Below are 26442 nucleotides of genomic sequence, written 5' to 3' on the forward strand. Positions count from 1 at the left end.
GGGCCATTGCCTTTAGCCCATAAACGCAGGCTGTTTTTTCTCGTACGCTGAGATGGCGTCTTCGTGCTGGAGCGTCAGACCAATGCTGTCCAGACCGTTCAGCATGCAGTGACGGCGGAATGCATCAATGCTGAAGCTGTAGGTCTTCTCACCCGCTTTAACCACTTCCGCTTCCAAATCCACTTCAAACGCCATGCCCGGATTCGCCTTAACCAGCGCAAACAGCTCATCAACCTGTTCGTCACTCAGCGTCACGGGCAGCAGCTGGTTGTTGAAGCTGTTACCGTAGAAGATATCCGCGAAGCTCGGGGCGATAACCACCTTAAAGCCGTAATCGGTGAGCGCCCAGGGAGCATGTTCACGCGAAGAACCGCAGCCAAAGTTTTCCCGCGCCAGCAGAATGGACGCGCCTGTGTATTCCGGGAAGTTCAGAACAAATTCTGGATTAGGCACTTCGCCTTTATCATCCAGGAAACGCCAGTCGTTGAACAGGTGTGCACCAAAACCGGTGCGGGTCACTTTCTGCAAAAACTGCTTAGGAATGATGGCGTCAGTATCGACGTTAGCGGCATCCAGGGGGACAACCCGGCCTGTGTGTTGGGTAAATTTCTCTGCCATGATTGTCTCCTTATTTCAGGCTGCGAATGTCGGCGAAATGGCCGGTAACGGCTGCAGCGGCGGCCATTGCCGGGCTGACCAGATGGGTACGCCCACCGCGGCCCTGACGGCCTTCAAAGTTACGGTTGCTGGTGGAAGCACAACGTTCGCCTGGATTCAGACGGTCGTTGTTCATAGCCAGACACATGGAGCATCCCGGCAAACGCCACTCAAAACCTGCTTCGATAAAGATCTTATCCAGCCCTTCCGCTTCTGCCTGAGCCTTCACCGGACCGGAACCGGGAACCACCAGCGCCTGCACGCCCGGCGCAACTTTGCGGCCTTTAGCAATCTCTGCAGCAGCACGTAAATCTTCGATACGGGAGTTGGTACAGGATCCAATGAAGACTTTATCAATGGTCACGTCGGTCAACGGCACACCGGGCTTCAGTCCCATATAGGCCAGCGCTTTCTCCGCACTGGCACGCTCGACCGGATCGGCAAATGAGGCCGGGTCAGGAATGCTGTCGTTAACGGAAATCACCTGACCCGGGTTGGTGCCCCAGGTCACCTGAGGCGCAATCTCTTCTGCCTGCAGCGTGACAACGGTGTCAAAGGTTGCCCCGTCGTCGGTTTTCAGGGTTTTCCAGTACGCGACCGCATCGTCAAAATCCTGGCCTTTTGGCGCGTGCAGACGACCTTTCACATAGTTGAAGGTCGTTTCGTCTGGCGCCACCAGGCCTGCTTTGGCGCCCATCTCAATGGCCATGTTGCACAGGGTCATACGACCTTCCATGCTCAGCGCCTGAATAGCGTCGCCGCAAAATTCCACTACGTGACCGGTACCGCCTGCGCTGCCGGTTTTGCCGATGATAGCCAGCACGATGTCTTTCGCCGTTATCCCAGGTGCGGCTTTACCTTTCACTTCAATCTTCATGGTTTTGGCGCGGCCCTGTTTCAGGGTCTGCGTCGCCAGAACGTGTTCCACTTCAGACGTACCGATACCAAACGCCAGCGCGCCAAACGCGCCGTGCGTTGCGGTATGAGAGTCACCGCAGACGATGGTCATGCCCGGCAGGGTAATCCCTTGCTCCGGCCCCATCACGTGGACGATGCCCTGATAAGGGTGGTTCAGATCGTACAACTCCACGCCAAATTCGTTGCAGTTCTTGATCAGTTCCTGCATCTGGATACGTGCCATCTCACCCGACGCATTGATGTCTTTGGTCTGAGTGGAAACGTTATGATCCATCGTCGCGAAGGTTTTTCCCGGCTGACGCACGGGACGCTTGTGCGCACGCAGGCCGTCAAATGCCTGCGGGGAGGTCACTTCGTGTACCAGATGACGGTCGATATACAGCAGTGGGGTTTCGTTTGGTGCTTCGTAGACAACGTGTGCATCAAACAACTTTTCATATAAGGTTTTGGCCATGATTACACCCCTTCAGCGACATAGCGGGCAATGATGTCGCCCATTTCATCAGTACTGACTGCTGCCGTGCCGCGTGCTAAATCACCGGTACGGACGCCTTCTTCTAACGCCCGGTTAATGGCGTTTTCAATTGCGGTTGCTGCATCACCTGCATCAAGGCTGTAGCGCAGCAGCAGAGCCAGGGAGAGGATCTGTGCAATCGGGTTGGCGATGTTTTTGCCTGCGATATCCGGTGCGGAGCCCCCGGCAGGTTCGTACAGCCCGAAGCCTTCTTCATTCAGGCTGGCGGATGGCAACATCCCCATGGAGCCGGTGATCATCGCGCACTCGTCAGACAGGATATCGCCGAACAGGTTAGAGCAGAGCAGCACGTCAAACTGGGAGGGATCCTTAATCAGCTGCATGGTCGCGTTATCAATGTACATATGCGACAGCTCAACGTCCGGATACTGCTTCGCGACTTCGCTGACGATCTCACGCCACAAAATGGACGACTGCAGCACGTTTGCTTTATCAATGGAGGTCACTTTATGACGGCGTTTACGCGCCGACTCAAAGGCGATATGGGCGATACGTTCAATTTCGAAACGGTGATATACCTCGGTATCGAATGCTTTTTCATGCTGGCCGCTGCCTTCGCGGCCCTTTGGCTGACCGAAGTAAATTCCGCCGGTCAGCTCGCGTACGCAGAGAATGTCGAAACCGTTGGCCGCGATATCCGCGCGCAGCGGGCAGAATTCTTCCAGCCCCTGGTAGAGCTTCGCCGGACGCAGATTGCTGAACAACTTAAAGTGTTTACGCAGCGGCAGCAGCGCGCCGCGCTCTGGCTGCTCAGCCGGCGGCAGGTGTTCCCATTTTGGGCCACCGACGGAGCCAAACAGCACGGCGTCGGCATTTTCGCAGCCTTCGACGGTGGCTTTTGGCAGCGGCGTACCGTGGTTATCAATGGCAATACCGCCCACGTCGTAATGGCTGGTGGTGATTTTAATCGCAAAACGCGAGCGAACGGCTTCCAGTACTTTCAGCGCCTGTGCCATCACTTCCGGGCCAATACCATCACCCGGCAACACAGCAATATGATAATTCTTCGACATTACACGGTTTCCTTGTTGTTCTCTTTATTCTGAGCTTTGCGTTGCAACTCTTTTTCGACTTCAGCGGCGCGCCAGATGTTGTTCAGGACATGCACCATTGCTTTCGCGGAGGATTCGACAATATCCGTCGCCAGACCCACTCCGTGGAAACGGCGACCGTTGTAATTGACGACGATATCCACCTGGCCTAAAGCGTCTTTACCATGCCCTTTCGCCGTCAGGTCATATTTCACCAGCTCAACGTCGTATTCGGTGACGCGGTTGATTGCCTGATAGATGGCGTCGACAGGGCCGTTACCGTTTGCCGCTTCGGCTTTAATCTCGTCACCACAGGCCAGTTTGACCGAGGCGGTGGCGATGTCGCTGGAGCCGGACTGCACGTTGAAGTAATCCAGACGGAAGTGCTCTGGCTCTTCCTGCTGTTTGTTAATAAAAGCCAGCGCTTCCAGGTCATAGTCGAACACCTGACCTTTTTTGTCGGCCAGCTTCAGGAATGCGTCGTACAGCTGATCCATGTTGTAATCGCTGTCCTGATAACCCATCTCTTCCATACGGTGTTTCACCGCAGCGCGGCCGGAACGGGAGGTCAGGTTCAACTGCACCTGGTTCAGACCGATAGATTCCGGGGTCATGATTTCGTAGTTTTCGCGGTTTTTCAGTACGCCGTCCTGGTGGATACCAGAGGAATGCGCGAACGCACCCGTGCCGACAATCGCTTTGTTGGCCGGGATCGGCATGTTGCAAATCTGGCTGACGGTCTGGCTGGTGCGCCAGATTTCGTTGTGATTGATGCGGGTGTGCACGTTCATGATGTCTTTGCGCACTTTGATCGCCATGATCACTTCTTCCAGCGAACAGTTGCCCGCGCGTTCACCGATACCGTTCATCGCGCCTTCTACCTGACGCGCACCAGCGTGGACAGCGGCGATGGCATTGCCCACCGCCAGCCCTAAATCATCGTGGGTGTGGACGGAGATAATTGCTTTATCAATATTCGGTACGCGGTCATACAGGCCGGTGATGATGTTTGAGAACTCAAACGGCATGGTGTAGCCGACGGTGTCCGGGATGTTGATGGTTTTCGCGCCCGCGTTGATGGCGGCTTCCACAACGCGCGCCAGGTCTTCGATTGGCGTACGGCCCGCGTCTTCGCAAGAGAATTCAACGTCATCGGTATAGTTACGTGCGCGCTTAACCATATACACCGCGCGTTCAATCACCTCATCCAGCGTGCTGCGCAATTTGGTTGCGATATGCATTGGCGAAGTAGCAATGAAAGTGTGAATACGGAAGGCTTCGGCCACTTTCAGCGACTCGGCCGCAACGTCGATGTCTTTCTCTACACAGCGTGCCAGGCCACAGACGCGGCTATTTTTAATGGTGCGCGCAATGGTCTGTACGGATTCGAAATCACCCGGAGAAGAGACCGGGAACCCCACCTCCATGACGTCGACGCCCATTCGCTCGAGAGCCAGCGCAATCTGCAGTTTCTCTTTTACACTCAGGCTTGCCTGTAATGCCTGTTCACCGTCACGTAAAGTAGTATCGAAAATAATGACTTGCTGGCTCATGGGTTAGGTCCTTGTCAGTCTTAGGGCGCCTTGCTACGAGCATAAAAAAACCCGCGCAGTGGCGCGGGTTTTTAGTCTTACTGGTGACGATTCAACGCTGAATTTCGCCCGCCAGTCTACCGCGCACAGAAGATGCGTTTAGTAGTAGTAGACCGGTGAAACGATGGGTGCGTGTCATGAATCGTGCTCCGTTAAATTCAATATACTTTTAGTGGTACTGGATACGGCTGTTCATGTCAACCCCTGACGGTAAAAACGGTTCCGACAGACTGAACAGACAGGTTATAGGCTTTAGCTTATTGTGCTGGATTTTGCTTTTCAGGCTATATGAATTGTCTAAAATTGGACTCAAAAAGCATTTGCAGAAATAAGTACATTTAGCAGGTATTTTGAAATATGTATTTTTCGTCGTGGATGTTTTCTTTTTAAAGTATTTAATATCATTGATTTACCATTCACATAGGCATTCTTTCTCTCTGGCCGTGAATGAATGGGAATAACAGATTATTAACGTAAGTATACGCAAAGTCGATAACAGTTTAATTATACTTAAGTCATCCTTAACTAGATGACCATTGTGTATTGACTTGGTTTATGGTTTCATTCTAACTATAAAGTCAAATATATCTGTTATGCCGGTTTTTATTTGTGTGTTATCGCGTGGTCTTTATATATTCCGATTTTTAAACAATTCTCTTTTGTTGGACGTATTGGCATGGTAAATCATATTTTTCGGGATTATTACAATGCGTCGGCGAAGGACGTGCTGTGTAGCGTGACAGTGGAGTCAGAAGTGTCAGAAAATAATATTAAACAACCTCAAGTTACAGATGGGATTAAACCCCAGCTACGCACGGTGGATCTTAATCTACTGACGGTGTTTGATGCTGTCATGCAGGAGCAGAATATCACCCGGGCGGCGCAAGCGTTGGGGATGTCACAACCTGCCGTGAGTAATGCCGTTGCCAGGCTTAAGGTGATGTTCAACGATGAATTATTCGTTCGCTACGGACGAGGGATTCAGCCTACTGCGCGGGCATTCCAGCTCTTCGGCTCTATTCGCCAGGCTCTGCAACTGGTGCAAAATGAGCTGCCGGGCTCGGGTTTTGAACCACTAAGCAGTGAACGCGTATTCCATCTCTGCGTCTGCAGTCCGTTAGATAATTATCTGACATCTATTATTTATAATAAGGTTGAAGAGATTGCGCCAAATATTAATCTGGTGTTCAAATCATCCTTAAATCAAAACACAGAACACCAGTTACGTTACCAGGAAACCGAATTTGTCCTGGGATACGAAGAGTTCCGTCGCCCTGAATTTTCGTGCGTGCCGTTGTTTAAAGATGAAATGGTATTGGTTGCCAGTAAAAAACATCCACGATTGAATGCTCCGCTACGTGAAAGTGATGTTTATAGCGAACAACATGCCGTGGTTGCGCTCGACAGATATGCCTCATTTAGTCTGCCGTGGTACGACACAGCAGATAAACAGGCGAGCGTGGCATATCAAGGAATGGCTATGGTCAGCGTATTAAACGTCGTTTCCCAGACGCAGCTGGTGGCTATTGCCCCGCGCTGGCTGGCGGAAGAGTTCTCTGACGCGTTAAATCTGCAAATTTTGCCTCTGCCGCTTAAGCTTAATAGCCGTACCTGTTATCTCTCCTGGCATGAAGCTGCAGGGCGGGATAAAGGGCATCAGTGGATGGAAGAATTACTTATCAGCATCTGCCGCCGTTAATCAGATCAGGATAAATTGCATCTTTGCATGTGGTTTATCCTGGTTTTGTTTTGTTAACTGCTATTTTATTCTGTTCTGAATCTTTTCTGGTGGTTGCCAGACCTGTAAAAATAGATGATTTCCTGAATCATCGCGCTTTTCAACGATGATTTATCATCTCCTCCTCTAATTACAGATGAATTAACCATATCCTCTGGCAATGTCTGTTTTTTCTGCTTTAACCGCCTCTTCGCTCTCCGGGTTTGCTAATTGCCTGCCTCATAACGAGCGGTTAAGGTAAGTATCACTCAGCTAATAGAAGACGGGTTCATCCCGATCGCAAGACGGTGCAGAAATGAATTCGGCGGTCCGTCTATAACAAAATGCCTGGAGGCAAAGCATGGAGATGTTGTCTGGCGCGGAAATGGTCGTCCGATCGCTTATCGATCAGGGCGTGAAACAAGTGTTCGGCTATCCTGGCGGCGCGGTCCTTGATATTTATGATGCACTGCATACGGTAGGCGGCATTGACCATATCCTTGTACGTCATGAACAGGCGGCGGTGCACATGGCTGATGGCCTGGCGCGTGCGACGGGGGAAGTGGGCGTGGTGTTAGTCACGTCGGGCCCCGGCGCGACAAACGCTATTACCGGGATTGCGACCGCGTACATGGACTCTATTCCTCTGGTGATCCTCTCCGGGCAGGTGGCAACCTCTCTGATTGGCTACGACGCATTTCAGGAGTGCGACATGGTCGGGATATCGCGTCCCGTTGTGAAGCACAGCTTCCTGGTCAAGCAAACCGAAGACATTCCTGGCGTGCTGAAAAAAGCATTCTGGCTGGCGGCAAGCGGACGTCCGGGACCGGTGGTGGTCGATCTGCCTAAAGATATCCTGAATCCGGCAAACAAGCTGCCTTATGTCTGGCCAGAATCGGTAAGCATGCGTTCTTACAACCCCACCACGCAGGGCCACAAAGGCCAGATCAAACGTGCACTGCAGACGCTATTGACCGCTAAAAAACCGGTGGTCTATGTCGGCGGTGGGGCAATTAATTCTGCGTGTGAGCCACAGCTTCGTGAACTGATCGAAAAGCTCAATCTTCCTGTTGCGTCGTCGCTGATGGGACTCGGGGCGTTTCCCGCCACCCACCGTCAGGCGCTGGGCATGCTGGGTATGCACGGTACCTATGAAGCCAACATGACGATGCATCATTCCGATGTGATCTTTGCCGTCGGCGTGCGCTTTGACGATCGTACGACCAACAATCTGGCGAAGTATTGCCCGAATGCCACGGTGCTGCACATTGATATCGACCCCACGTCGATTTCAAAAACGGTGTCAGCTGATGTGCCTATCGTCGGCGATGCCCGGCAGGTGCTGGAGCAAATGCTGGATCTGCTGACCCAGGAGAGCACGACTCAACCGCTGGATGAGATCCGCGACTGGTGGCTGCAAATTGAGCAGTGGCGCGCGCGCCAGTGTCTGAAATATGACACTCAAAGTGAGCATATTAAGCCTCAGGCCGTGATTGAAGCGGTCTGGCGACTGACGAAAGGCGACGCCTATGTCACTTCAGACGTGGGTCAGCATCAAATGTTCGCCGCCCTCTATTATCCCTTTGATAAACCGCGTCACTGGATCAATTCGGGGGGGTTAGGAACGATGGGCTTTGGTTTGCCTGCCGCGCTGGGCGTGAAGCTGGCACTGCCAAATGAAACCGTCGTCTGCGTGACCGGGGACGGCAGTATCCAGATGAACATTCAGGAACTATCCACCGCGCTGCAATATGAGTTGCCGGTACTGGTGCTTAACCTCAACAACGGCTATCTCGGTATGGTGAAGCAGTGGCAGGATATGATCTACTCTGGCCGTCACTCTCAGTCATACATGCAGTCGCTGCCGGATTTTGTTCGTCTTGCTGAAGCTTATGGCCACGTGGGGATGCGGGTGACCGATCCCGCTTTGCTGGAATCGTCGCTCGCACAAGCGCTTGAGCAGGTTAAAAACAACCGCCTCGTCTTTATGGATGTCATCGTTGATGGGACCGAGCACGTTTATCCGATGCATATTCGCGGCGGTGGTATGGATGAAATGTGGTTAAGCAAAACGGAGAGAACCTGATATGCGCCGGATATTATCTGTATTGCTGGAAAACGAGTCTGGCGCACTGTCGCGCGTCATTGGGCTTTTCGCGCAGCGCGGCTATAACATAGAAAGCCTGACCGTTGCCCCCACGGACGACCCGACGTTGTCGCGTATGACGATTCAGACCGTTGGTGATGCCAAAGTGCTTGAGCAGATTGAGAAACAGCTGCATAAACTGGTTGATGTCCTGCGCGTGAGCGAGCTGGGGCAGGGGGCTTACGTTGAGCGTGAGGTCATGCTGGTAAAAATTCAGGCCAGCGGCTACGGGCGTGAAGAGGTCAAACGCAATGCGGATATTTTCCGCGGGCAGATCATTGACGTCACGCCTTCTCTTTATACGGTTCAACTGGTCGGGACCAGTGACAAGCTGGACGCTTTTCTGGCGTCCGTGCGGGATGTAGCAAAAATTGTTGAAGTGGCCAGATCGGGCGTTGTGGGTCTGTCACGCGGCGAGAAAATCATGCGTTAGTTGTCAAAAAGGTTCGCCTCTTTCTGCCCGGTCACCAAAGCCGGGCTTTTTTTTGCGTAATCAGCCAATAACGCAGATAAAAGCGGTTGCCGCGAAGGCTTTTCTGCGTTTAGATGTTAAAAGATTTAACCATAACCTTGACAGGGCCATGGACTCTTTTCTTTTTTTAAGGGGCAATTGTGAAACTGGATGAAATCGCCCGGCTAGCCGGCGTGTCACGAACAACGGCCAGCTATGTGATTAACGGTAAAGCAAAGCAGTACCGTGTCAGCGATAAAACCGTTGAAAAAGTTATGGCGGTGGTTCGTGAGCATAACTACCATCCGAATGCTGTCGCTGCCGGCCTGCGCGCCGGGCGCACCCGATCGATCGGTCTGGTGATCCCCGATCTGGAAAATACCAGCTATACCCGTATCGCCAACTATCTTGAGCGTCAGGCTCGCCAGCGCGGCTACCAGTTGCTGATTGCCTGTTCTGAAGATCAGCCGGACAACGAGATGCGCTGCATTGAACATCTGCTCCAGCGCCAGGTGGATGCCATCATTGTATCGACCTCCTTACCGCCAGAGCATCCATTCTACCAGCGCTGGGCGAACGATCCTTTCCCTATCGTTGCGCTGGATCGTGCGCTCGATCGCGAGCATTTCACCAGCGTAGTGGGTGCCGACCAGGATGATGCGGAAATGCTTGCCGCGGAGCTGAGAACCTTCCCTGCTGAAACGGTACTCTATCTTGGCGCATTGCCTGAACTTTCAGTGAGCTTCCTGCGTGAGCAGGGGTTCCGAACCGCCTGGAAAGACGATCCGCGTGAAGTTCACTATCTCTACGCCAATAGCTATGAACGTGAAGCCGCTGCGCAGCTCTTTGAGAAATGGCTGGAAACGCACCCGATGCCCCAGGCGCTGTTCACGACATCCTTTGCACTCTTGCAGGGGGTGATGGATGTGACCCTACGCCGTGAAGGTAAGCTTCCCTCCGACCTGGCTATTGCCACTTTCGGGGATAACGAGCTGCTCGACTTCCTGCAGTGTCCGGTGCTGGCCGTGGCACAGCGTCACCGTGATGTGGCTGAACGCGTACTGGAGATTGTTTTGGCGAGCCTGGATGAGCCGAGAAAACCGAAGCCGGGTCTGACACGTATCAAACGTAATCTCTATCATCGCGGAATTCTTAGCCGCCATAAATGAAATGACGGGGCGGTGAAAACGGCCCCTTATTGCGGGAATAATTCGCTGAGTTAATTCCCGCAATGAAATTAGGATAATTCCTGCAGGATCATAATCTCCTCATTTTCTTAATTCATTTTGGCTTTTAAACTGCCCTTTAAGGAGCCTGAAAGCGATTTTAAACCGCTATCTTTGTATTATTTTGTTACAAACCGGCTTCGGTCGATGAATATTCAGACGTTTTTCCTGGACCCTGACCAGCCAGCGTGGCAACGGCCGCCTTAACCACGCGTCTGAATGAATCTGGCGCTGTTATCCCCTGAGAATCTGTCATAAAATGCTGCCCGCGTCGCAAACTGACACTTTATATTTATCTGCGATGATATTGAGTGAGCTTTAACGCTAGTGTGCATATTCGGTTTTTTTCTTACAAATATTCATAACGTTAATTTTGCCTCGCCAGTTGTTCAGTTATTAGTCATGTCTGTTTATCTCTGTAAATAGAGGGCTTTCGGGTCCTTATAGGGAGAGTCCTGGCTTGACAAGCTTTTCCCTCGCTCCGTAAACTCCTTTAGGTGGGAATTTGTGGGTTAAAGTGGTGAGGAGGGGTGAGACTGGCATGTTCCGTGGAGCTACGTTAGTCAATCTCGACAGCAAAGGGCGTTTATCGGTGCCAACCCGATACCGCGACCAGCTGATTGAGAACGCTTCGGGTCAAATGGTTTGCACCATTGACATCAACTCCCCCTGCCTGCTGCTTTACCCCTTACCCGAATGGGAAATTATTGAGCAAAAGCTGTCGCGACTGTCGAGCATGAACCCGCAAGAGCGCCGCGTACAGCGGCTGTTATTGGGACATGCCAGTGAGTGTCAGATGGATAGCGCCGGGCGATTACTGATTGCGCCTGTGCTGCGGCAACATGCCGGTCTGACTAAAGAAGTGATGCTGGTCGGGCAGTTCAACAAGTTTGAACTGTGGGATGAAACGACCTGGTATCAACAGGTCAAGGAAGATATCGACGCTGAGCAGTCCGATTCCGCAACTTTATCGGAACGGCTGCAGGACTTGTCTCTATAAATATGATGGAAAATTATAAACACAAAACGGTGTTACTGGATGAGGCCGTGAACGGCCTGAATATTCGTCCGGATGGCATCTACATTGATGGTACGTTTGGTCGCGGTGGTCACTCGCGTTTGATTCTCTCCCAGCTTGGAGAGGAAGGACGTCTGCTGGCAATTGATCGCGATCCGCAGGCGATTGCCGTTGCACAGACCATCAATGACCCTCGCTTTTCCATCGTGCATGGACCTTTCTCTGCGCTCGCGGATTATGTTGCCGAGCGCGGCCTGACGGGCAAGATCGACGGGATTCTTCTCGATCTTGGCGTCTCTTCACCACAGCTTGATGATGCTGAACGCGGTTTCTCCTTTATGCGTGATGGTCCGCTGGATATGCGTATGGACCCGACGCGCGGCCAGTCTGCTGCCGAATGGCTGCAGACCGCTGACGAAGCGGATATTGCATGGGTGATCAAAACCTTTGGCGAAGAACGTTTTGGCAAGCGCATTGCGCGCGCCATCGTTGAGCGCAACCGCGTTGAGCCCATGACCCGTACCAAAGAGCTGGCCGAAGTGATCGCGGCGGCGACGCCGGTGAAGGATAAGCACAAACATCCCGCGACCCGTACCTTCCAGGCGGTGCGCATCTGGGTAAACAGTGAACTGGAGGAAATAGAGCTGGCGCTAAAAAGCTCGCTCGACGTACTGGCCCCAGGTGGGCGGTTATCCATCATCAGCTTCCATTCGCTGGAAGACCGCATTGTGAAGCGCTTTATGCGTGAGCAAAGCCGCGGTCCTCAGGTTCCTGCGGGGTTGCCGATGACGGAAGAACAACTCAGGAAGCTGGGTGGTCGTCAGTTGCGAGCATTAGGCAAGTTGATGCCGGGCGAAGAAGAGGTGGCAGAGAATCCACGCGCCCGTAGTTCAGTGCTGCGAGTTGCAGAGAGGACGAACGCATGATCAGCAGAGTGACAGAAACCCTAAGCAAAGTTAAGGGATCGTTAGGAAGCAACGAGCGCCATGCCTTGCCTGGCGTGATCGGCGACGATCTTTTGCGGTTCGGGAAACTGCCACTCTGCCTGTTCATTTGCATCATTGTTACGGCAGTCACGGTGGTCACCACAGCCCACCATACACGTTTATTGACTGCGCAACGCGAGCAGATGGTACTGGAACGCGATGCGCTGGATATTGAATGGCGAAATCTGATCCTTGAAGAAAACGCGCTCGGCGATCACAGCCGGGTTGAACGGATCGCAACGGAAAAGCTGCAACTGCAGCATGTTGATCCTTCCCAGGAAAATATCGTAGTACAAAAATAAGGGAAAACGCGACGCATGAAAGCAGCGGCAAAAACGCTAAAACCAAAACGTCAGGAAGAACAGGCCAACTTTGTCAGTTGGCGTTTTGCGTTGCTTTGCGGCTGCATTTTACTGGCGCTGGGTTTCCTGCTGGGACGTGTGGCGTGGTTGCAAATCATTGCCCCTGACATGCTGGTACGTCAGGGGGATATGCGCTCTCTGCGTGTGCAGGAAGTGTCAACATCACGTGGGATGATCACTGACCGTTCTGGTCGCCCGCTGGCCGTGAGTGTGCCGGTAAAAGCGATTTGGGCCGACCCGAAAGAGCTGCACGACGCCGGTGGCATTACGCTGGACAACCGCTGGAAAGCGCTGTCAGATGCCCTGAAAATGCCGCTGGATCAGCTGGCTTCCCGCGTTAACGCCAACCCGAAAGGGCGTTTTATCTATCTGGCGCGTCAGGTTAACCCTGACATGGCGGACTACATTCGTAAACTGAAGCTGCCGGGCATTCATCTGCGTGAGGAATCCCGTCGTTATTATCCGTCCGGCGAAGTAACCGCTCACCTCATCGGCTTCACTAACGTCGATAGCCAGGGGATTGAGGGCGTTGAAAAAAGCTTCGATAAGTGGCTCACCGGCCAGCCGGGCGAGCGCATTGTGCGTAAAGACCGCTATGGGCGCGTCATCGAAGATATTTCCTCTACGGACAGCCAGGCGGCACACAACCTGGCACTGAGTATCGACGAGCGCTTGCAGGCGCTGGTTTATCGCGAGCTGAACAACGCCGTAGCGTTCAACAAAGCGGAGTCTGGCAGTGCCGTGCTGGTTGATGTCAGCACCGGCGAAGTGCTGGCGATGGCTAACAGTCCGTCCTACAACCCGAATAACTTTACCGGTACCGCAAAAGATGCGATGCGTAACCGGGCAATTACCGACGTGTTCGAACCTGGCTCCACGGTGAAACCGATGGTGGTGATGACGGCGCTTCAGCGCGGCATCGTCAATGAAAACACGGTTCTGAACACGATCCCTTACCGTATCAACGGCCACGAGATTAAAGACGTGGCGCGCTACAGCGAATTGACCCTGACCGGGGTGTTACAGAAGTCGAGTAACGTCGGTGTTTCAAAGCTGGCGTTAGCGATGCCGTCCTCAGCGTTAGTAGAGACTTACTCTCGTTTTGGACTGGGAAAGGCGACCAATTTGGGGTTGGTCGGAGAACGCAGTGGCTTATATCCTCAAAAACAACGGTGGTCTGACATAGAGAGGGCCACCTTCTCTTTCGGCTATGGGCTAATGGTAACGCCGTTACAGTTAGCGCGAGTCTACGCAACGATTGGCAGCTATGGCGTCTATCGCCCGCTGTCGATTACCAAAGTTGATCCACCGGTTCCGGGCGAGCGTATCTTCCCGGAATCCATCGTTCGTACCGTTGTGCACATGATGGAAAGCGTGGCGCTGCCCGGCGGCGGCGGCGTGAAGGCGGCGATCAAAGGCTATCGCATTGCCATTAAAACCGGTACAGCGAAAAAGGTGGGGCCAGACGGCCGCTACATCAACAAATACATTGCCTATACCGCAGGCGTAGCGCCTGCAAGCAATCCGCGTTTTGCGCTGGTGGTCGTCATAAACGATCCACAGGCGGGTAAATACTACGGCGGCGCCGTCTCCGCGCCTGTGTTCGGAGCTATCATGGGCGGCGTGTTACGTACCATGAACATTGAACCGGATGCGCTGGCGACGGGCGAAAAAAGTGAATTTGTAATTAATCAAGGCGAGGGTACAGGTGGCAGATCGTAATTTGCGCGACCTTCTCGCTCCGTGGGTGCCAAATGCACCGGAGCGAGCACTGCGAGAGATGGTACTGGACAGCCGCGTTGCGGCTTCTGGCGATCTTTTTGTGGCGGTGGTCGGTCATCAGGCGGACGGGCGTCGTTATATCCCGCAGGCGATTGCGCAAGGTGTTGCTGCCATTATTGCTGAGGCCAAAGATGAGGCAACCGACGGTGAGATCCGTGAAATGCACGGTGTGCCGGTTATCTATCTCAGCCAGTTGAATGAACGTCTTTCTGCTCTGGCAGGACGTTTTTATCACGAACCTTCCGACCAGCTGCGTCTGGTTGGCGTGACGGGCACGAACGGAAAAACCACCACCACGCAACTGATGGCGCAATGGGCCCAGTTGCTGGGTGAAACCGGCGCGGTAATGGGCACCGTGGGTAACGGCCTGCTGGGCAAAGTCAGCCCAACGGAAAACACCACCGGCTCGGCAGTTGACGTACAGCATGTTCTTGCCGGTCTGGCAGGGCAGGGGGCAACCTTTGCTGCGATGGAAGTTTCTTCGCACGGTCTGGTACAGCATCGTGTTGCGGCGCTGAAGTTTGCCGCCTCTGTGTTTACCAACCTGAGTCGCGATCATCTTGATTATCATGGTGATATGGAGCATTACGAAGCCGCGAAATGGCTGCTGTTCTCGACTCACCATTACGGACAAGCCATCATCAACGCCGATGATGAAGTCGGTCGCCGCTGGCTTGCGAAGCTGCCAGACGCGGTTGCGGTGTCGATGGAAGACCATATCAATCCGAACTGCCACGGCCGCTGGCTGAAGGCGGTTGAGGTGAATTATCACGACAGCGGGGCGACAATCCGCTTTGCCTCTTCCTGGGGTGAAGGTGAAATTGAAAGCCGCCTGATGGGCGCCTTTAACGTCAGCAATCTGCTGCTGGCCCTGGCAACGCTGCTGGCGCTGGGTTATCCGATGGCTGAACTGCTGAAAACCTCAGCGCGTCTGCAGCCTGTATGCGGCCGTATGGAAGTGTTCAGCGCGCCGGGCAAGCCGACCGTGGTTGTCGATTATGCCCACACGCCGGATGCGCTGGAAAAAGCGCTGGAAGCGGCGCGCCTGCACTGCACAGGGAAGCTCTGGTGCGTGTTTGGCTGCGGCGGCGATCGCGATAAAGGCAAACGCCCGCTGATGGGCGCGATTGCGGAACAGTTCGCGGATATTCCGGTAGTAACCGATGACAACCCGCGCACGGAAGAGCCGCGCGCCATCATCAACGACATTCTGGCGGGCATGCTGGACGCCGGTCGCGCCCGCGTAGTGGAGGGCCGTGCGGAAGCCGTGACCAACACCATCATGCAGGCCAAAGAAAATGATGTGGTTCTGCTGGCAGGTAAAGGCCACGAAGATTATCAGATTGTTGGCAATCGTCGTCTGGACTACTCCGACCGCGTAACGGCAGCGCGTCTGCTGGGAGTCGTCGCATGATTAGCATCACCTTAAGCCGGGCGGCTGCGGTACTGCACGGCGAACTGTTGGGTCCAGATCTGACCATTGACGCGGTAACCACCGACACCCGCAAAGTGACCGCGGGTTGTCTGTTTGTGGCGCTGAAAGGCGAGCGTTTTGACGCGCATGATTTTGCCGGGCAGGCTAAAGAAAACGGCGCTGGCGCGCTGCTGGTCAGCCGTAAACTCGATATCGAACTGCCGCAAATTGTAGTGAAAGATACGCGTCTCGCCTTCGGTGAACTGGCCGCCTGGGTTCGTCAGCAGGTGCCAGCTCGCGTTGTCGCGCTAACCGGATCATCAGGCAAAACGTCAGTGAAAGAGATGACGGCGGCGATCCTCAGCCAGTGCGGCAATACACTTTATACCGCGGGCAACCTCAATAATGACATCGGCGTGCCGATGACATTACTTCGCCTGACCAACGAGCACGAATTTGCGGTGATCGAGCTAGGGGCAAACCACCAGGGGGAAATCGCCTGGACCGTGAGCCTGACGCGCCCGGAAGCGGCGCTGGTGAATAACCTGGCGGCGGCACATCTGGAAGGCTTTGGCTCGCTGGAAGGCGTGGCGAAAGCGAAAGGCGAGATCTACACCGGTCTGCCCGCTGACGGTATTGCCATTCTCAATGCCGACAACAACGACTGGCTGAACTGGCAGAACATCATTGGCTCGCGTAAAACCTGGCGCTTCTCGCCGAATGCGGCCAACAGTGATTTTACCGCGACCAATATTCATGTGACGTTGCACGGTACAGAGTTCACGCTCACGACCCCAACGGGTGACGTAGACGTGCTGTTACCGCTGCCGGGTCGCCATAACATCGCCAATGCGCTTGCGGCTGCGGCGTTGTCGACGGCCGTGGGCGCGTCGCATGAGGCGATTAAAACCGGGCTGGCAACGTTAAAAGCCGTGCCGGGACGCCTGTTCCCGATCCCGCTTGCGGAAAACAAGCTGCTGCTGGATGACTCTTATAACGCGAACGTTGGCTCAATGACGGCGGCGGTGCAGGTGTTATCTGAAATGCCGGGCTACCGCGTCATGGTGGTCGGCGATATGGCCGAGCTGGGCGACGAAAGCGAAGCCTGTCATATCCAGGTCGGGGAAGCGGCGAAAGCGTCAGGGCTGGACTGTGTGCTGAGCGCAGGAAAACTGAGCGAGGCGATTAGCCGTGCCAGCGGCGTTGGCGAACATTTTGCCGATAAAGCTGCGTTGATTGAGCGCCTGAAGGCGTTGATTACAGAAAAACAAATTGTGACTGTGTTAGTGAAAGGTTCACGTAGTGCCGCCATGGAAGAGGTTGTGCACGCATTACAGGAGAACGGGACATGTTAGTTTGGCTGGCCGAACACTTGGTCAAATATTATTCAGGCTTTAACGTCTTTTCCTATCTGACGTTTCGTGCCATCGTCAGCCTGCTGACTGCGCTGTTCATCTCATTGTGGATGGGCCCGCGCATGATTGCCCGTCTGCAAAAACTCTCTTTCGGCCAGGTGGTGCGTAACGACGGTCCTGAGTCGCACTTCAGTAAACGCGGTACGCCGACCATGGGCGGGATTATGATCCTGACTGCAATCGTTGTCTCCGTGCTGCTGTGGGCGTATCCGTCTAACCCATACGTCTGGTGCGTGCTTACCGTGCTGGTGGGCTATGGGATCATTGGTTTTGTGGATGATTACCGCAAAGTCGTTCGCAAAGATACTAAAGGCCTGATTGCCCGCTGGAAGTACTTCTGGATGTCGGTGATCGCGCTTGGTGTGGCCTTCGCGCTCTATCTGGCAGGAAAAGACACGCCCGCGACCGAGCTGGTGGTGCCGTTCTTTAAAGACGTCATGCCGCAGTTGGGGCTGTTCTATATCCTGCTGGCCTACTTTGTGATCGTCGGAACCGGCAACGCCGTCAACCTGACCGATGGCCTGGATGGTCTGGCCATTATGCCAACCGTCTTTGTGGCGGCCGGTTTTGCACTGGTGGCGTGGGCGACCGGTAACATGAACTTTGCTAACTACCTGCACATCCCTTATCTGCGACACGCGGGTGAGCTGGTGATCGTCTGTACGGCGATTGTCGGCGCGGGGCTGGGCTTCCTGTGGTTCAACACCTATCCGGCGCAGGTCTTTATGGGCGACGTCGGTTCTCTGGCGCTGGGCGGCGCACTGGGCATCATCGCCGTGCTGCTGCGTCAGGAGTTCCTGCTGGTGATCATGGGCGGTGTGTTTGTGGTCGAGACCCTGTCGGTGATTTTGCAGGTCGGCTCCTTCAAGCTGCGCGGTCAGCGCATCTTCCGTATGGCGCCGATTCACCACCACTATGAACTGAAAGGCTGGCCGGAGCCGCGCGTGATTGTGCGCTTCTGGATTATTTCGCTGATGCTGGTGCTGATTGGCCTGGCAACGCTGAAGGTACGTTAATCATGGCAGATTACCAGGGTAAAAAAGTCGTTATCATCGGGTTGGGCCTTACCGGCCTTTCCTGCGTGGACTTTTTCCTTGCGCGTGGCGTGACGCCGCGCGTGATGGATACGCGTGTCTCTCCGCCGGGTCTGGACAAGCTGCCGGAACAGGTTGAACGCCACCTTGGTGGTCTGAATGATGACTGGCTGCTGGCCGCCGATCTGATTGTCGCCAGCCCGGGGATGGCGCTGGCGCACCCTTCACTCAGCGCTGCGGCTGATGCGGGGGTGGAGATTGTCGGTGATATCGAGCTGTTCTGCCGTGAAGTGCAGGCGCCCGTTATTGCGATTACCGGTTCTAATGGTAAAAGCACCGTCACCACTCTGGTGGGCGAAATGGCGAAAGCCGCAGGCATGAACGTCGGCGTGGGCGGTAATATCGGTCTGCCCGCACTGATGCTGCTGGACAAAGGCTGCGAGCTGTATGTCCTTGAGCTTTCCAGCTTCCAGCTGGAAACCACCTCCAGCCTGCGCGCAGCTGCCGCGACGATCCTTAACGTGACCGAAGATCATATGGACAGGTACCCATTTGGTCTTCAGCAGTACCGCGCCGCCAAGCTGCGCGTGTATGAAAATGCCAAAGTCTGCGTGGTTAATGCCGATGATGCGCTGACCATGCCGGTGCGCGGCGCGGACGATCGCTGCATTAGCTTCGGTATCACCATGGGGGATTATCATCTGAACCGTCAGTTGGGTGAAACCTGGCTGCGCGTGAAAGGTGAGAAAGTGCTGAACGTGAAAGAGATGAAGCTCTCCGGCCAGCATAACTACACAAATGCTCTGGCAGCACTGGCGCTGGCGGATGCTGTTGGCCTGCCGCGCTCTTCCAGCCTGAAAGCGTTAACCACGTTTTCCGGTCTGGCGCACCGTTTCCAGCTGGCGCTGGAGCACAACGGCGTGCGCTGGATTAACGACTCCAAAGCCACCAACGTGGGAAGTACGGAGGCCGCGCTGAACGGTCTGCATGTTGACGGTACCCTGCATCTGCTGTTGGGCGGTGACGGCAAATCCGCTGATTTCTCCACCCTGAAGCCGTATCTTTCAGGCGATAACATCCGCCTGTACTGTTTCGGTCGTGACGGCAGCGAGCTGGCTGAATTACGCCCGGAGATTGCCGAGCAAACTGAAACGATGGAACAGGCGATGCGGCTGATCGCCCCGCGCGTGAAGCCGGGGGATATGGTGCTGCTCTCTCCAGCATGCGCGAGTCTCGATCAGTTTAAGAATTTCGAACAGCGTGGCGATATCTTTACTCGCCTGGCGAAGGAGTTAGGCTGATGCGTTTATCTCTCCCTCGCCTGAAAATGCCGCGCCTGCCAGGATTTGGAATTCTGGTGTGGCTGTTTGCGGCACTTAAAGGCTGGGTGATGGCTTCGCGGGAAAAAGACTCCGATAGCCTGATTATGTACGACCGCACCCTGTTCTGGCTTACGCTGGGGCTGGCGGCGATCGGCTTTATCATGGTGACCTCGGCCTCGATGCCCGTCGGACAGCGTCTGGCTAACGATCCTTTCCTGTTCGCCAAGCGTGACGGGCTGTACATCATTCTGGCGTTCTGTCTGGCGCTGGTGACGCTTCGTCTGCCGATGGCATTCTGGCAGCGGCACAGTACGGCGATGCTGATTGCGTCAATTATCATGCTGCTGATCGTACTGGTTGTCGGGAGCTCCGTTAACGGGGCATCGCGCTGGATTGCGTTTGGCCCGCTGCGTATTCAGCCGGCCGAATTCACCAAGCTTTCGCTGTTCTGCTACCTGGCGAACTACCTGGTGCGTAAGGTCGACGAAGTGCGTAATAACCTTCGCGGCTTCTTAAAACCGATGGGCGTAATTCTGGTGCTCGCGATCCTGCTGCTGGCGCAGCCTGACCTCGGTACCGTGGTGGTGCTGTTTGTCACGACGCTGGCGATGCTTTTCCTGGCAGGGGCCAAGCTGTGGCAGTTCATCGCCATCATCGGAATGGGGATTTCAGCGGTAGTGCTGCTGATCCTCGCCGAGCCTTACCGTATCCGCCGTGTGACCTCGTTCTGGAACCCATGGGAAGATCCGTTCGGCAGTGGTTATCAGCTGACGCAGTCGCTGATGGCGTTTGGTCGCGGTGAGGTTTGGGGGCAAGGGCTGGGTAACTCGGTACAGAAACTGGAGTATTTACCGGAAGCGCACACTGACTTCATCTTCTCCATTATTGGGGAAGAACTGGGTTATATCGGTGTGGTATTGGCGCTATTAATGGTATTCTTCGTCGCTTTCCGCGCCATGTCGATTGGCCGAAAAGCGCTGGAGATCGATCACCGCTTCTCAGGTTTCTTAGCCTGTTCAATTGGGATCTGGTTTAGCTTCCAGGCACTGGTTAACGTCGGCGCCGCAGCGGGTATGCTGCCGACCAAAGGTCTGACGTTGCCGTTGATCAGTTATGGTGGTTCGAGTCTGTTGATCATGTCGACGGCCATTATGTTTTTGTTACGCATAGATTATGAGACGCGTCTGGAGAAAGCCCAGGCGTTTACACGAGGTTCACGATGAATCAACCGAAGCGGTTAATGGTGATGGCAGGCGGTACCGGCGGACATGTGTTCCCGGGGCTGGCGGTTGCGCACCATTTAATGGAGCAGGGCTGGCAGGTACGCTGGCTGGGAACCGCAGACCGCATGGAAGCCGATCTGGTACCGAAGCACGGTATTGAGATCGACTTTATTCGTATTTCCGGCCTTCGTGGCAAAGGTCTTAAGGCGCTGCTGCTGGCTCCGGTGCGTATTTTTAACGCCTGGCGTCAGGCACGCGCCATCATGAAGCGTTTTAAGCCTGATGTGGTACTGGGCATGGGTGGCTACGTCTCTGGCCCAGGCGGGTTGGCTGCGTGGTCACTAGGTATTCCCGTCGTACTGCATGAGCAGAACGGTATTGCCGGTCTGACCAACAAGTGGCTGGCGAAAATCGCCACCAAAGTTATGCAGGCGTTTCCCGGTGCGTTCCCGAAAGCGGACGTGGTGGGTAACCCGGTGCGTGTGGATGTGCTGGCGCTGCCGCTGCCGGACACCCGCCTGACGGGGCGTGAAGGACCGGTACGCGTTCTGGTTGTGGGCGGCTCTCAAGGGGCGCGCATTTTAAACCAGACGATGCCGCAGGTGGCTGCAAAGCTGGGTGATGCCGTGACCATCTGGCATCAAAGCGGGAAAGGCGCGCAACAGACCGTTGAGCAGGCTTACGCCGCTGAAGGCCAGCCGCAGCACAAAGTGACCGAATTTATTGACGATATGGCTGCAGCCTATGCCTGGGCCGATGTCGTGGTTTGCCGCTCTGGCGCACTGACGGTAAGCGAAATCGCTGCCGCCGGTTTGCCCGCGGTGTTTGTCCCGTTCCAGCATAAAGACCGACAGCAGTACTGGAACGCGCTGCCGCTTGAGAAAGCCGGTGCGGCGAAGATATTTGAACAGCCACAATTTACCGCCGACGCGGTCGCCACTACCCTGGCGGGCTGGAACAGAGATGCATTGCTGGAGATGGCACAACGCGCGCGCGCGGTGGCAATCCCGGATGCGACTGAACGGGTGGCAAAAGAAGTGAGCCTGGCAGCCCAGGCTTAACCCTCGCAGCGCGTGTTGCGCTGCACGAATTTTAAGTAGTCGATGGCGTTTAGAGAATGAATACACAACAACTGGCAAAACTGCGTTCAATCGTGCCCGAGATGCGTCGCGTCCGGCACATTCACTTTGTTGGCATCGGTGGTGCTGGCATGGGCGGTATTGCCGAAGTGTTAGCTAACGAAGGTTATCAGATCAGCGGGTCTGACCTGGCGCCAAACCCTGTTACGCAGCAACTGGCGTCGCTTGGGGCGACTATCTATTTCAACCATCGCCCTGAAAACGTGCGCGATGCAAGCGTGGTGGTGGTATCGAGCGCTATCTCCTCTGACAACCCGGAAATCGTTGCCGCGCATGAAGCGCGCATTCCGGTGATCCGCCGTGCTGAAATGTTGGCGGAACTGATGCGTTTTCGTCACGGCATCGCGATTGCCGGGACCCACGGTAAAACCACGACCACTGCGATGGTTTCCAGTATTTATGCCGAAGCGGGTCTCGACCCGACGTTCGTCAATGGCGGTCTGGTCAAAGCCGCAGGCGTGCACGCGCGTCTGGGTCACAGCCGTTACCTGATTGCGGAAGCAGATGAGAGCGATGCGTCGTTCCTGCATCTGCAGCCGATGGTGGCGATTGTCACCAATATCGAAGCCGACCATATGGATACCTACCAGGGCGACTTTGAGAATTTAAAGCAGACCTTTATCAACTTCCTTCACAACCTGCCGTTTTATGGCCGCGCGGTGATGTGTGTGGATGACCCGGTCATCCGCGAACTGCTGCCGCGAGTGGGGCGTCAAATCACCACTTACGGCTTCAGTGAGGATGCTGACGTTCGCGTGGAAGAGTACAAACAGGTTGGTGCGCAGGGGCACTTCACGCTGGCGCGTCAGGACAAAGAGCTGCTGCACGTTACGCTGAATGCGCCAGGGCGTCATAACGCCCTCAACGCCGCAGCGGCGGTGGCGGTGGCGACAGAAGAAGGCATCGATGATGAAGCGATCCTGCGCGCCCTGGAAAGCTTCCAGGGCACTGGACGTCGTTTCGATTTCCTCGGTGAATTCCCGCTGGAGGCAGTAAACGGTAAAGCCGGCACCGCTATGCTGGTGGATGACTACGGCCACCATCCAACCGAAGTGGACGCGACCATCAAAGCTGCACGCGCTGGCTGGCCTGAAAAAAATCTTGTCATGATCTTCCAGCCGCACCGCTATACGCGCACCCGCGATCTGTATGACGATTTCGCCAGCGTACTGTCACAGGTGGATACGCTGCTGATGCTGGATGTTTATGCAGCGGGCGAAACTCCGATTCCGGGGGCTGACAGTCGTTCTTTGTGTCGCACGATTCGCGGACGCGGTAAAGTTGACCCTATTTTGGTTTCTGACCCGGTACAGGTGGCGGAAATTCTGGCACCTGTGCTGACCGGTAACGATCTGATTCTGATCCAGGGTGCGGGAAATATCGGCAAAATCGCCCGTACCTTAGCTGAAATCAAACTGAAGCCGCAAACTCAGGAGGATGAGCATCATGGCTGATAAGATTGCTGTCCTGTCTGGCGGCACGTCCGCCGAGCGCGAGGTTTCTCTGAATTCCGGCGCTGCCGTACTGGCGGGTCTGCGTGAAGGGGGCGTCAATGCGCACCTGGTCGATCCAAAAGAGGTCGACGTGACGCAGTTAAAAGCAATGGGCTTCGATAAAGTCTTTATCGCATTACATGGCCGTGGCGGAGAAGACGGAACCCTGCAAGGGCTTCTGGAGTTGATCGACATGCCGTACACCGGCAGCGGCGTGATGGCGTCTGCCATCTCTATGGATAAACTGCGCAGTAAGTTACTGTGGCAGGGCGCGGGGCTACCGGTTGCACCGTGGGTGGCGCTGACGCGTCGCGAATTTGAATTGGGCCTGTCTGACAGCGTTAATACACGCATTGCGGCACTGGGCTTACCGGTTATTGTAAAGCCGAGCCGGGAAGGGTCGAGCGTAGGAATGTCAAAAGTCGATAAAGCTGAAGATTTAGCGTCGGCTTTAGCATTGGCATTTCAACACGATGAAGAAGTTCTGATTGAAAAATGGCTCAGCGGGCCGGAATTTACCGTCGCGATGCTTGGCGAAGAAATTTTACCGTCAATTCGCATCCAACCCGCCGGAGTCTTCTATGATTATGAGGCGAAGTATCTCTCTGATGAGACGCAATATTTCTGCCCTTGTGGTCTGGAAGCTGAGCGTGAAGCGGATTTACAGTCCCTGGTGCTTAAAGCCTGGAATATTCTTGGGTGTCGCGGCTGGGGACGCATTGATGTGATGCAGGACAGTGACGGGCAATTTTACCTGCTGGAAGCCAATACCTCTCCGGGAATGACCAGCCATAGCCTTGTGCCGATGGCTGCGCGTCAGGCAGGAATGAGCTTCTCTCAGTTAGTCGTACGTATTCTGGACCAGGCGGGCTGATATGTCTCAGGCTGCATTGAACACGCGCAACCGCGATGACGAAGAAGAATATGCTTCTTCACGCCGGAGTAATGGAACGCGTCTTGCAGGGATTATTTTCCTGCTCGGGGTGCTGTGCACCGTGTTTATCAGCGGCTGGATGGTGCTGGGCTGGATGGAAGATGCGCAGCGGTTGCCTCTGTCAAAGCTGGTGGTGACCGGCGAGCGTCACTACACGCGTAACGATGATATTCGCCAGTCAATTCTGGCGCTGGGATCGCCCGGCACCTTTATGACTCAGGACGTCAATATTATTCAGAGTCAGATTGAACGTCTGCCCTGGATAAAACAGGCGAGTGTCAGAAAGCAATGGCCTGATGAATTGAAGATTCATCTGGTTGAATATGTGCCCATTGCGCGTTGGAATGATCAGCATATGGTTGACGTAGACGGAAATTCCTTCAGCGTCCCATCCGATCGTGTCAACAAGCAAAATTTACCGATGTTGTATGGCCCCGAAGGTAGCGAAAACGAAGTCTTGCAGGGTTTTCGTGAAATGGGTCAGGTGCTGGCGAAGGACAGGTTTACGTTAAAAGATGCTGCAATGACGGCGCGCCGCTCCTGGCAGCTGACGTTGACGAACGGCATTAAGCTCAACCTGGGGCGCGGCGACACAATGAAACGTCTGGCGCGTTTTGTAGAACTTTACCCGGTTTTACAGCAGCAGGCGCAGACGGACGGCAAACGGATAAGCTACGTTGATTTGCGCTATGACTCAGGCGCAGCAGTCGGTTGGGAGCCGGCTCCGGTCGAGGAACCTAATCAGCAACAGAATCAGGCACAGGTACAGGCAGAACAACAATGATCAAGGCGACGGACAGAAAACTGGTAGTTGGACTGGAGATTGGCACCGCTAAGGTTGCCGCTTTAGTAGGGGAAGTTCTGCCCGACGGTATGGTCAATATCATTGGCGTGGGCAGTTGCCCGTCCCGTGGTATGGATAAAGGTGGGGTAAATGACCTTGAGTCGGTGGTGAAATGCGTGCAGCGCGCCATCGATCAGGCTGAATTAATGGCGGATTGCCAGATTTCTTCTGTCTATCTGGCCCTTTCTGGCAAGCACATCAGCTGCCAGAACGAAATCGGTATGGTGCCGATTTCCGAAGAAGAAGTGACGCAGGAAGACGTTGAAAACGTGGTGCATACGGCGAAGTCCGTGCGCGTGCGCGATGAACATCGTGTACTGCACGTGATCCCGCAGGAATATGCGATCGACTATCAGGAAGGGATTAAAAACCCGGTCGGTCTGTCTGGCGTGCGTATGCAGGCAAAAGTGCACCTGATCACATGTCACAACGATATGGCGAAGAACATTGTAAAAGCCGTTGAACGTTGTGGCCTGAAAGTTGACCAACTTATTTTCGCCGGTCTGGCGGCAAGTTATTCCGTGCTGACCGAAGACGAACGTGAACTCGGTGTCTGTGTGGTCGATATTGGTGGTGGTACAATGGACATGGCTGTCTATACAGGCGGTGCGCTGCGCCACACCAAAGTGATCCCTTATGCCGGGAACGTTGTGACCAGCGATATCGCATACGCTTTTGGTACGCCACCGAGCGATGCAGAAGCGATTAAAGTGCGCCACGGCTGTGCGCTGGGTTCAATTGTTGGCAAAGATGAGAGCGTTGAAGTGCCGAGCGTGGGCGGTCGTCCGCCGCGCAGCCTGCAACGTCAGACGCTGGCAGAGGTGATTGAGCCGCGTTATACCGAGCTGCTCAACCTGGTCAACGAAGAGATTTTACAGTTACAGGAACAGCTTCGTCAGCAAGGTGTGAAACATCATCTCGCGGCGGGGATTGTATTAACCGGCGGGGCAGCGCAAATTGAAGGTCTTGCGGCCTGCGCTCAGCGCGTGTTCCATACGCAGGTGCGTATTGGTGCGCCGCTGAATATTACCGGTTTAACGGATTATGCTCAGGAGCCGTACTATTCGACGGCTGTGGGCCTGCTCCACTACGGGAAGGAATCTCATCTCAGTGGTGAAGCAGAAGTGGAAAAACGCGTTTCAGTGGGGTCGTGGGTCAAACGACTGAACAACTGGCTGCGAAAAGAGTTTTAATTTTTTTAAG

23 protein-coding genes are annotated in these 26442 nt (G+C 54.6%); 18 read left to right on the top strand and 5 right to left on the bottom strand.

Going from position 1 to position 26442, the window contains the following annotated elements; all coding sequences use genetic code 11:
- Positions 1 to 12 precede the first annotated feature (12 nt).
- The 5 genes from leuD to leuL all read right to left on the bottom strand — a co-directional run bounded on the left by leuD (position 13) and on the right by leuL (position 4872).
- Complete coding sequence (leuD, locus tag ACMGGM_RS16850; protein ID WP_014882531.1) at positions 13 to 618, bottom strand: 3-isopropylmalate dehydratase small subunit; 606 nt, start codon at positions 616 to 618, stop codon at positions 13 to 15.
- Positions 619 to 628: 10 nt separating this feature from the next.
- Positions 629 to 2029 (bottom strand): 3-isopropylmalate dehydratase large subunit, encoded by a 1401-nt coding sequence (gene leuC, locus ACMGGM_RS16855; RefSeq protein WP_014882532.1) that lies wholly within the window; start codon positions 2027 to 2029, stop codon positions 629 to 631.
- 2 nt (positions 2030 to 2031) lie between these two features.
- Positions 2032 to 3123, bottom strand: a complete 1092-nt coding sequence (gene leuB, locus ACMGGM_RS16860; protein ID WP_045134567.1) for a 3-isopropylmalate dehydrogenase — start codon at positions 3121 to 3123, stop codon at positions 2032 to 2034.
- Positions 3123 to 4694 (bottom strand): 2-isopropylmalate synthase, encoded by a 1572-nt coding sequence (gene leuA / locus ACMGGM_RS16865; protein WP_014882534.1) that lies wholly within the window; start codon positions 4692 to 4694, stop codon positions 3123 to 3125. Before leuA ends, leuB begins: the two co-directional genes overlap by 1 nt.
- 91 nt (positions 4695 to 4785) lie before the next feature.
- On the bottom strand, positions 4786 to 4872 hold the full coding sequence (gene leuL / locus ACMGGM_RS16870; RefSeq protein WP_099458923.1) for a leu operon leader peptide: 87 nt from the start codon (positions 4870 to 4872) through the stop codon (positions 4786 to 4788).
- A gap of 615 nt (positions 4873 to 5487) precedes the next feature.
- On the opposite strand from leuL, the gene leuO reads away from it, so the two are divergent.
- From leuO to ftsA, 18 genes are all read left to right on the top strand, one after another.
- Positions 5488 to 6432 (top strand): transcriptional regulator LeuO, encoded by a 945-nt coding sequence (gene leuO / locus ACMGGM_RS16875; protein ID WP_032629721.1) that lies wholly within the window; start codon positions 5488 to 5490, stop codon positions 6430 to 6432.
- 379 nt (positions 6433 to 6811) lie between these two features.
- A complete protein-coding gene (gene ilvI / locus ACMGGM_RS16880; RefSeq protein WP_045281052.1) occupies positions 6812 to 8536 on the top strand; it encodes an acetolactate synthase 3 large subunit in 1725 nt (574 codons plus the stop codon).
- 1 nt (position 8537) lies between these two features.
- The gene (gene ilvN, locus ACMGGM_RS16885) at positions 8538 to 9029 is read left to right on the top strand and encodes an acetolactate synthase small subunit (RefSeq protein ID WP_014882536.1); all 492 of its coding nucleotides are present in this window, start codon (positions 8538 to 8540) and stop codon (positions 9027 to 9029) included.
- A 179-nt stretch (positions 9030 to 9208) separates the two neighbouring features.
- Positions 9209 to 10216, top strand: a complete 1008-nt coding sequence (gene cra, locus ACMGGM_RS16890) for a catabolite repressor/activator (RefSeq protein WP_014168621.1) — start codon at positions 9209 to 9211, stop codon at positions 10214 to 10216.
- 598 nt (positions 10217 to 10814) lie between these two features.
- Positions 10815 to 11273: a division/cell wall cluster transcriptional repressor MraZ gene (mraZ, locus tag ACMGGM_RS16895; RefSeq protein WP_014882537.1), complete on the top strand. Its 459-nt coding sequence runs from the start codon at positions 10815 to 10817 to the stop codon at positions 11271 to 11273.
- Between the two features lie 2 nt (positions 11274 to 11275).
- Complete coding sequence (gene rsmH, locus ACMGGM_RS16900) at positions 11276 to 12217, top strand: 16S rRNA (cytosine(1402)-N(4))-methyltransferase RsmH (protein ID WP_014882538.1); 942 nt, start codon at positions 11276 to 11278, stop codon at positions 12215 to 12217.
- Positions 12214 to 12579, top strand: a complete 366-nt coding sequence (ftsL, locus tag ACMGGM_RS16905) for a cell division protein FtsL (RefSeq protein ID WP_014068894.1) — start codon at positions 12214 to 12216, stop codon at positions 12577 to 12579. The genes rsmH and ftsL overlap by 4 nt, the downstream gene beginning before the upstream one ends.
- A 15-nt stretch (positions 12580 to 12594) precedes the next feature.
- A complete protein-coding gene (locus ACMGGM_RS16910) occupies positions 12595 to 14361 on the top strand; it encodes a peptidoglycan glycosyltransferase FtsI (protein ID WP_014882539.1) in 1767 nt (588 codons plus the stop codon).
- Positions 14348 to 15835, top strand: a complete 1488-nt coding sequence (murE, locus tag ACMGGM_RS16915; RefSeq protein WP_052192611.1) for a UDP-N-acetylmuramoyl-L-alanyl-D-glutamate--2,6-diaminopimelate ligase — start codon at positions 14348 to 14350, stop codon at positions 15833 to 15835. The genes ACMGGM_RS16910 and murE overlap by 14 nt, the downstream gene beginning before the upstream one ends.
- A complete protein-coding gene (murF, locus tag ACMGGM_RS16920; RefSeq protein WP_063943969.1) occupies positions 15832 to 17190 on the top strand; it encodes a UDP-N-acetylmuramoyl-tripeptide--D-alanyl-D-alanine ligase in 1359 nt (452 codons plus the stop codon). Before murE ends, murF begins: the two co-directional genes overlap by 4 nt.
- Entirely contained in the window at positions 17184 to 18266 is a 1083-nt protein-coding gene (mraY, locus tag ACMGGM_RS16925) for a phospho-N-acetylmuramoyl-pentapeptide-transferase (protein WP_008501985.1), read from the top strand. Before murF ends, mraY begins: the two co-directional genes overlap by 7 nt.
- Before the next feature lie 2 nt (positions 18267 to 18268).
- Positions 18269 to 19585 (top strand): UDP-N-acetylmuramoyl-L-alanine--D-glutamate ligase, encoded by a 1317-nt coding sequence (gene murD / locus ACMGGM_RS16930; protein WP_045134571.1) that lies wholly within the window; start codon positions 18269 to 18271, stop codon positions 19583 to 19585.
- Positions 19585 to 20829 carry a cell division protein FtsW gene (ftsW, locus tag ACMGGM_RS16935; RefSeq protein WP_014882543.1) on the top strand — a complete coding sequence of 415 codons (1245 nt, stop codon included), beginning with the start codon at positions 19585 to 19587 and terminating at the stop codon, positions 20827 to 20829. The genes murD and ftsW overlap by 1 nt, the downstream gene beginning before the upstream one ends.
- On the top strand, positions 20826 to 21890 hold the full coding sequence (gene murG, locus ACMGGM_RS16940; RefSeq protein WP_045134572.1) for an undecaprenyldiphospho-muramoylpentapeptide beta-N-acetylglucosaminyltransferase: 1065 nt from the start codon (positions 20826 to 20828) through the stop codon (positions 21888 to 21890). Before ftsW ends, murG begins: the two co-directional genes overlap by 4 nt.
- 56 nt (positions 21891 to 21946) lie before the next feature.
- Positions 21947 to 23422: a UDP-N-acetylmuramate--L-alanine ligase gene (murC, locus tag ACMGGM_RS16945; protein ID WP_014882545.1), complete on the top strand. Its 1476-nt coding sequence runs from the start codon at positions 21947 to 21949 to the stop codon at positions 23420 to 23422.
- Positions 23415 to 24335, top strand: a complete 921-nt coding sequence (locus ACMGGM_RS16950) for a D-alanine--D-alanine ligase (protein ID WP_049010314.1) — start codon at positions 23415 to 23417, stop codon at positions 24333 to 24335. Before murC ends, ACMGGM_RS16950 begins: the two co-directional genes overlap by 8 nt.
- Position 24336: 1 nt before the next feature.
- Positions 24337 to 25179 (top strand): cell division protein FtsQ, encoded by an 843-nt coding sequence (gene ftsQ / locus ACMGGM_RS16955; protein ID WP_014882547.1) that lies wholly within the window; start codon positions 24337 to 24339, stop codon positions 25177 to 25179.
- On the top strand, positions 25176 to 26432 hold the full coding sequence (gene ftsA / locus ACMGGM_RS16960; RefSeq protein ID WP_006173845.1) for a cell division protein FtsA: 1257 nt from the start codon (positions 25176 to 25178) through the stop codon (positions 26430 to 26432). The genes ftsQ and ftsA overlap by 4 nt, the downstream gene beginning before the upstream one ends.
- Positions 26433 to 26442 lie beyond the last annotated feature (10 nt).

Source organism: Enterobacter sp. BNK-14, from assembly GCF_047456095.1.
GTDB classification, from domain to species: domain Bacteria; phylum Pseudomonadota; class Gammaproteobacteria; order Enterobacterales; family Enterobacteriaceae; genus Enterobacter; species Enterobacter kobei.

What these genes read in the sequence shown, in the direction of transcription:
- ilvI (WP_045281052.1), top strand. Translation starts at nt 6,812, where the DNA reads ATGGAGATGTTGTCTGGCGCGGAAATGGTCGTCCGATCGCTTATCGAT.
- rsmH (WP_014882538.1), top strand. Translation starts at nt 11,276, where the DNA reads ATGATGGAAAATTATAAACACAAAACGGTGTTACTGGATGAGGCCGTG.
- murC (WP_014882545.1), top strand. Translation starts at nt 21,947, where the DNA reads ATGAATACACAACAACTGGCAAAACTGCGTTCAATCGTGCCCGAGATG.
- leuC (WP_014882532.1), bottom strand. Translation starts at nt 2,029, where the DNA reads ATGGCCAAAACCTTATATGAAAAGTTGTTTGATGCACACGTTGTCTAC.
- ilvN (WP_014882536.1), top strand. Translation starts at nt 8,538, where the DNA reads ATGCGCCGGATATTATCTGTATTGCTGGAAAACGAGTCTGGCGCACTG.
- murD (WP_045134571.1), top strand. Translation starts at nt 18,269, where the DNA reads ATGGCAGATTACCAGGGTAAAAAAGTCGTTATCATCGGGTTGGGCCTT.
- ACMGGM_RS16910 (WP_014882539.1), top strand. Translation starts at nt 12,595, where the DNA reads ATGAAAGCAGCGGCAAAAACGCTAAAACCAAAACGTCAGGAAGAACAG.
- leuL (WP_099458923.1), bottom strand. Translation starts at nt 4,872, where the DNA reads ATGACACGCACCCATCGTTTCACCGGTCTACTACTACTAAACGCATCT.
- ftsQ (WP_014882547.1), top strand. Translation starts at nt 24,337, where the DNA reads ATGTCTCAGGCTGCATTGAACACGCGCAACCGCGATGACGAAGAAGAA.
- ftsL (WP_014068894.1), top strand. Translation starts at nt 12,214, where the DNA reads ATGATCAGCAGAGTGACAGAAACCCTAAGCAAAGTTAAGGGATCGTTA.
- leuD (WP_014882531.1), bottom strand. Translation starts at nt 618, where the DNA reads ATGGCAGAGAAATTTACCCAACACACAGGCCGGGTTGTCCCCCTGGAT.
- murF (WP_063943969.1), top strand. Translation starts at nt 15,832, where the DNA reads ATGATTAGCATCACCTTAAGCCGGGCGGCTGCGGTACTGCACGGCGAA.
- ftsA (WP_006173845.1), top strand. Translation starts at nt 25,176, where the DNA reads ATGATCAAGGCGACGGACAGAAAACTGGTAGTTGGACTGGAGATTGGC.
- murG (WP_045134572.1), top strand. Translation starts at nt 20,826, where the DNA reads ATGAATCAACCGAAGCGGTTAATGGTGATGGCAGGCGGTACCGGCGGA.
- mraZ (WP_014882537.1), top strand. Translation starts at nt 10,815, where the DNA reads ATGTTCCGTGGAGCTACGTTAGTCAATCTCGACAGCAAAGGGCGTTTA.
- leuB (WP_045134567.1), bottom strand. Translation starts at nt 3,123, where the DNA reads ATGTCGAAGAATTATCATATTGCTGTGTTGCCGGGTGATGGTATTGGC.
- mraY (WP_008501985.1), top strand. Translation starts at nt 17,184, where the DNA reads ATGTTAGTTTGGCTGGCCGAACACTTGGTCAAATATTATTCAGGCTTT.
- leuA (WP_014882534.1), bottom strand. Translation starts at nt 4,694, where the DNA reads ATGAGCCAGCAAGTCATTATTTTCGATACTACTTTACGTGACGGTGAA.
- ACMGGM_RS16950 (WP_049010314.1), top strand. Translation starts at nt 23,415, where the DNA reads ATGGCTGATAAGATTGCTGTCCTGTCTGGCGGCACGTCCGCCGAGCGC.
- ftsW (WP_014882543.1), top strand. Translation starts at nt 19,585, where the DNA reads ATGCGTTTATCTCTCCCTCGCCTGAAAATGCCGCGCCTGCCAGGATTT.